8 protein-coding genes are annotated in these 5,379 nt (G+C 49.8%); 5 read left to right on the top strand and 3 right to left on the bottom strand.

Annotated features, from left to right (window positions below; all coding sequences use genetic code 11):
* Window positions 1-798, bottom strand: a 798-nt coding sequence (locus Q0231_RS01475) for a site-specific integrase (protein ID WP_299344096.1), incomplete at its 3' end; no start/stop codon positions are given.
* A gap of 77 nt (window positions 799-875) precedes the next feature.
* Here Q0231_RS01475 and Q0231_RS01470 point away from each other — a divergent pair.
* Window positions 876-1,250, top strand: a complete 375-nt coding sequence (locus Q0231_RS01470) for a thermonuclease family protein (protein ID WP_299344105.1) — start codon at window positions 876-878, stop codon at window positions 1,248-1,250.
* A 101-nt stretch (window positions 1,251-1,351) separates the two neighbouring features.
* Window positions 1,352-1,825 carry an Lrp/AsnC family transcriptional regulator gene (locus Q0231_RS01465; RefSeq protein WP_299344102.1) on the top strand — a complete coding sequence of 158 codons (474 nt, stop codon included), beginning with the start codon at window positions 1,352-1,354 and terminating at the stop codon, window positions 1,823-1,825.
* Window positions 1,826-1,829: 4 nt separating this feature from the next.
* Here Q0231_RS01465 and moaA read toward each other — a convergent pair whose 3' ends face one another.
* On the bottom strand, window positions 1,830-2,843 hold the full coding sequence (moaA, locus tag Q0231_RS01460; protein WP_299344099.1) for a GTP 3',8-cyclase MoaA: 1,014 nt from the start codon (window positions 2,841-2,843) through the stop codon (window positions 1,830-1,832).
* A gap of 103 nt (window positions 2,844-2,946) precedes the next feature.
* Complete coding sequence (locus tag Q0231_RS01455; RefSeq protein WP_269392181.1) at window positions 2,947-3,540, bottom strand: L,D-transpeptidase; 594 nt, start codon at window positions 3,538-3,540, stop codon at window positions 2,947-2,949.
* Between the two features lie 209 nt (window positions 3,541-3,749).
* Between Q0231_RS01455 and rpiA the strand changes: the two genes are divergently transcribed.
* The 3 genes from rpiA to Q0231_RS01440 form a co-directional block, all read left to right on the top strand.
* Window positions 3,750-4,448 (top strand): ribose-5-phosphate isomerase RpiA, encoded by a 699-nt coding sequence (gene rpiA, locus Q0231_RS01450; RefSeq protein ID WP_269392180.1) that lies wholly within the window; start codon window positions 3,750-3,752, stop codon window positions 4,446-4,448.
* 14 nt (window positions 4,449-4,462) lie between these two features.
* Entirely contained in the window at window positions 4,463-4,966 is a 504-nt protein-coding gene (locus Q0231_RS01445) for a DUF2059 domain-containing protein (RefSeq protein ID WP_269392179.1), read from the top strand.
* Between the two features lie 100 nt (window positions 4,967-5,066).
* A partial coding sequence (locus Q0231_RS01440; RefSeq protein ID WP_299344088.1) for an FAD-dependent oxidoreductase occupies window positions 5,067-5,379 on the top strand: 313 nt, incomplete at its 3' end.

Genomic DNA, 5,379 nt, shown 5'->3' with positions numbered 1-5,379 from the left:
AAGTATTCCGCCTTGTCCACTCCTGAGGCTGACCCATGCTGCATTGTGAGGACAATTTCTACGTTCAACACGTAAATACTCTCGGTATAGTGGCCAGAAAGCTTCGCCGACCGGGACGGTATGGCCGGCTCGCGCTCCTTTTAGAAAGACAGTAATTGTCCGGTTGGCCTGGTCTATGTCCTGTAGCGCCAGACCAAGGACTCCATGCCGACCGTGTACCTCGCTCCAGTCGCCGATTCTCTGGCCGGACCATTCAAGCAAGGCGAGCAGTGCGCGATCTCGCCAATTTCGCGCTGCACCTGAAAGTTTGAGCACCTCATCCGGGGCTATAAATCGGCGAACAGGCCGTGGCACGCGGCTGCGCATTTCTGCTCTTGCGTAACGGTGTCGTGTCCGCATGGGAAACTGACGTAGATTGCGTTCAATGGTGGGAACCGGGTTTTTCTTCTGTATCCAGCCTGAATTGGCCGAGCGGGTACGGATGAGGAAATTGAAATAGCCAGAGATCACTGTCAGCCGGTGATTGCTGGTTGCGGGCGCGGGCTGCTTAGACGTTTGACGCCAGTGGTTTAAGTAATCAGCAATATCACGAGGAACGACTGAGGCCAGATCTCGACAAGCTAGCCATCCATGAAAATGTGCAAGCCCGAAGGCATAGCTACGCAACGTATAAGGCGATCGGCCAGACACGGATAGGTGTTGAAGATAAGGCGTGATGTCGGCATGATCGTTTCCACCAGCATCCAAGACCTTGAAATGAAGCGGCGCGGTATCTTTCTTAACCTGTAGAGGTACCATCTGAAAACTCCTCGTTGCAGCTCAAAAGCCCTATATATCGTTTCTGAGTGAGACTAACACAAAGCACGAGATAAGGCATTGATGCGCCAGAACTCGACCAACCTTGTAGGGTGAACGGAAAAGAATGGCTGTGTGGGTTGGACGCAAAAAATGCATTAGCAGCACAAATTAACGGGCGACCTGTCGACTGCGCAAGCCAAGGTAAAGACAAATATCGTCGGCTGTTGGCAGTTTGCAAAGTCGACGGAAAAGACATCGGAAAATGGATGGTTACAAATGGCTGGGCCGTCAGCTTTGGCGATTATGCTTTTGATGAAGCAATTGCGCGCAACAATCGGCTTGGCATTTGGCAGGGCGAGTTTGAACGGCCCATAGACTGGCGGCGTAAATCAGACACTGCCCGCTCAGGGTTCAGCGCGTTTGGTTGGATACTGGAATGGCTCGAGTCATGAAATTTTATTCCCATCTCCACGCAGTATGTTGAAGTTCATGCTAAAAGCGCGTACGTTATCCCAGCATAATAGGAAAAATTGCTAACCGGAGTAATGGTGTGTTGGATAAGATTGACCGCAAAATATTAGCCTTGTTGCAAAAAGACTCAACGACACCAGTGGCGGAAATCGGCAAAAAGGTCGGTCTTTCAACAACCCCTTGTTGGCGCCGTATTCAAAAGATGGAAGAAGACGGGGTCATCAAACGCCGGGTGGCCATTCTAGATCCTGCCAAGGTGAATGCCGGGGTCACAGTGTTTGTTTCTGTGCGCACAAACCAGCATCACGACAAATGGCTCAAAGAATTTGCAGCCGTGGTTGAAGCCCATGATGAAGTTGTTGAGTTTTATCGCATGAGTGGCGATGTGGACTATGTGTTGCGCGTTGTTGTGCCCGACATTGCCCATTATGATCGCTTTTATCAAAAACTGATCGCGCAAATGTCTATGAGCGACGTCAGCTCATCATTTGCGATGGAGCAAATCAAATATACCACGGCGTTGCCGTTGGAGTTTGTCGAAGACAAAAACGACTAAATAGTCATCCACCTGTAACCGACATGTGTCGTTTCACGTTGCGCTGCGGTTTTTGTCGGTCAATTTCAAAGTCATGGCCTTTGGGCTTTATGTCCATGGCGTGATCAAAAAGCGAATTCAGCGCATCAATGCCGCCTTCGCGCAATGGGTCGCGCAAACTCACTTTGTCGTCTTGCCCCAAACACAAATATAAATCGCCAGTGGCGGTCATGCGCACACGGTTGCACCCTTCGCAAAAATTGTGGGTGAGGGGGGTGATTAGCCCAAGTCTTCCGCCGGTTTCAGCAATGCGCAAATAGCGTGCTGGCCCGCCAGTTGCGTGCGGATCTTGCGTTAAAGTGAATTGCTGAGACAGTTTTTCCTGTACCTCAGTTAGCGGCAAATATTGATCCGCCCGTTCAATATCGACCAAACCCATCGGCATGGTTTCGATTAGCGTCAAGTCCATGCCCTTTTGATGTGCCCATTCCATCATTGGCACTATTTCGTGGTCATTCTCACCGCGCAGCGCCACCATGTTGATCTTAACGTGCAAGCCAGCTTCAAGCGCTGCATCAATGCCATCAAGTACCTGAGAGAGTTTCCCCCATCGCGTGATGGCAGCGAATTTTGCCGTATCGCGGGTATCGAGCGAAACATTGATTCGCCGGACCCCATGTTGGAACAATGCTTGTGCATGTCGGCGCAGCTGACTGCCGTTAGTGGTCAGCGTCAATTCTTCAAGGCCCGCGCCCAATTGGTTGCCCAGCCGCTCGACAAGTTTCATGATGCCCCGGCGCACCAAAGGCTCTCCACCGGTCAACCTTAGCTTTTTGACCCCCCGCGAGATGAACGCTAAAGCGATAGTCTCTATTTCTTCAAGGCTAAGTATCTGACTTTTTGGCAAAAAACTCATGTTTTCGGACATGCAGTACGTGCATCGAAAGTCACAGCGATCAGTCACTGAGATGCGCAAATACTCAACATGTCGCCCAAACCTATCAATGAGCGGGCGTCCGGTGGTTTCGTTTGTTTTCATGTGAATAAGTTTATGCAGTGGAACGTCGCTTGGCAATCGGCTCATAAAAAAAGGCCGCTCACTTTAAAAGCGACGGCCTTCAATTCTTGGTGATGAGTATTGGCTAGTGGCGAACGATAACGCGCGCTCCCACTTTTGCCCGATTGTACAAGTCAACAATATCATTGTTGGTCAATCGGATGCAGCCCGATGATACAGCCTGACCAATTGTCCAAGGCTCTGAAGTGCCGTGAAGTCGATAAATTGTGCTTCCAATATAAAGAGCGCGTGCGCCGAGCGGGTTCTTTGGGCCGCCAGGCATATAGGCTGGCAAGCCAGGAACCCGTTTGCGCATAGCAGGTGGTGGTGTCCAACCTGGCCATTCCGCTTTGCGTGTAATCCGATGCGTGCCAGACCAACGGAACCCATCACGGCCCACGCCCACGCCGTACTTCATTGCGCGACCGTTGCCTAGAACGAGGTAAAGGCGACGTTCGGACGTTTCAACGATGATGGTGCCCTTAGCAAGCTTTGTTTCATAAGCAACTTCTTGTCGCTTAACTTTGGAGCCACCGCGTGCGCCGCGCGTCACATCGTCAGTATCGTACCATTCCTTTGTAACATGGTCGTACACGCGCTTGGCCTGTGCTGTTGTCGTTATCATGGACAGCATCATGATCGACATCAGGACTGCCGTTCCTAGTTTTAATAGTCTCATCTCAAATTCCTCAAGCTCCAGCGCTCACCGCACGAGCGTCATGCCAACATATATTCCAGCAATGGGATATTATGGTTAATACATCGTTTGCGCAATTTCCATTGTTCCAATTTTTTGTAATAAACAACATAAAAACATTGTGATTGTGTCGTCTGACTTGTTATGTGGCGCAAAAACCAATTGCAAGTGCTGGACAAAGGTAGAATGAGATGAGCGACGAACTGAAGAAGCAAGCGGCAAAAGCGGCAATGCAAGAGGTCCGTTCGGGCATGCGCATCGGCCTGGGAACAGGATCTACTGCAAAGCACTTTGTTGACTATCTGGGCGCTGAAGTCGCCAACGGTTTTGAATGCATTTGCGTGCCAACCTCAGAAGTCACAGCAGCGCAAGCGCGCTCACTGAACATCCCGCTTACAACATTGGATGAAATTGACTCGTTAGACGTTACTGTTGATGGCGCAGATGAAATCGACGCCAACAAATACCTGATCAAAGGTGGTGGTGGCGCATTGCTACGCGAGAAAATTGTCGCGGCCGCTTCCGCCAAAATGGTCGTGATCGCGGATACAAGCAAAATGGTAGATCATTTGGGTGCGTTTCCATTGCCGATAGAAGTGAACAAGTTCGGGTTAGGCGCAACCACAAAACTTGTCCAAACCATCATGGATGAATTCGCAGCGCAAGGCGGCTTGGCACTACGCCAAACAAAGGGTGGACAAGCTTTTGAAACCGATGGCGGGCATTTTATTCTAGATGCATCATTTGGCCTTATTTCCGATGCAAAAGCATTGTCAAACGCTTTGCTGAATGTGCCTGGAGTTGTCCAGCATGGACTTTTCTTGGATATGTGTTCAGCTGCCTATTTAGCGAGCCCCGATGGTGTCGTTGAGCTGGGTGGAACAGTTTAATAAGGATGGAATTCATGACTAGTTTGAAAAACCTGTCGACTTGGGCGATTGCTGCTGGCGCGGCATTAATGCTGTCATTTAGCGCACATGCGCAAGAAATAGGACCAGAGCATCTGGCCCTGGCCAAAAAATATGTCGCGATGACAGACACCGGGCATCTTTATGAACGGATCATCGTGGACACATCAAAAAAATCCATGGATTTCTTGGTTCAGCAAAACCCAGCCATAGCGGCATCCATTGCAACCGCGGCAAAAGACGTGGCCACAAGTTATTTTGATGGAAATAATGAGCTTCACGATAGTTTTGCTCGTATTTACGCTGTGCGGTTTTCAGTTGAAGAGCTGAACGAAATTATTGCTTTCTATGAGACAGCCGTTGGGCAAAAACTCCTCGCGAACAACCAAGACATCGGCAAAAATATTGAATCGGCGGCCATGATTTGGAAATCCAACTTGGAAACCGAGATTGCGATTAAGTTACGCACGCTTTTGAAAGAACGTGGTTTCGACATTTAGTCGATAACCCAGTTCCCGAATTCGTGAAGCCTCGCATCTTGTATGCGGGGCTTTTTTGTGGTCAATCGGGCGCAAACACAGATGGAATTTGGAGAAACGCATGTCCACTCATTATGATCTTGTTGTCATCGGTGCCGGTTCTGGTGGTGTTCGGGCCGCGCGTATGGCTTCAACCTACGGCGCAAAAGTCGCGATCATCGAGGAATATCGGCTGGGTGGCACATGCGTTATTCGAGGATGTGTGCCAAAGAAGCTTTTCGTTTTGGCCAGTCGCTATCCAGAACAATTTGAAGTCGCTCAGAGCTTTGGGTGGTCTTTTGGCGAGCCCAAGTTTGATTGGGGCACATTGTTGGCCAACAAAGACAAAGAGATTGATCGGCTTGAAGGCATTTCTGGAAACATTTTGGGTGGGG

It is taken from the genome of uncultured Maritalea sp., assembly GCF_937139385.1.
Taxonomy (GTDB): domain Bacteria; phylum Pseudomonadota; class Alphaproteobacteria; order Rhizobiales; family Devosiaceae; genus Maritalea; species Maritalea porphyrae_A.
Note: the sequence above shows the minus strand (reverse complement) of the source record. Positions and strands in the feature narration are given on the sequence as shown.

Excerpts from the sequence above, each read along its gene's own strand:
- moaA (WP_299344099.1), bottom strand. The coding sequence starts at position 2,843 with ATGAAAACAAACGAAACCACCGGACGCCCGCTCATTGATAGGTTTGGG.
- Q0231_RS01455 (WP_269392181.1), bottom strand. The coding sequence starts at position 3,540 with ATGAGACTATTAAAACTAGGAACGGCAGTCCTGATGTCGATCATGATG.
- rpiA (WP_269392180.1), top strand. The coding sequence starts at position 3,750 with ATGAGCGACGAACTGAAGAAGCAAGCGGCAAAAGCGGCAATGCAAGAG.
- Q0231_RS01445 (WP_269392179.1), top strand. The coding sequence starts at position 4,463 with ATGACTAGTTTGAAAAACCTGTCGACTTGGGCGATTGCTGCTGGCGCG.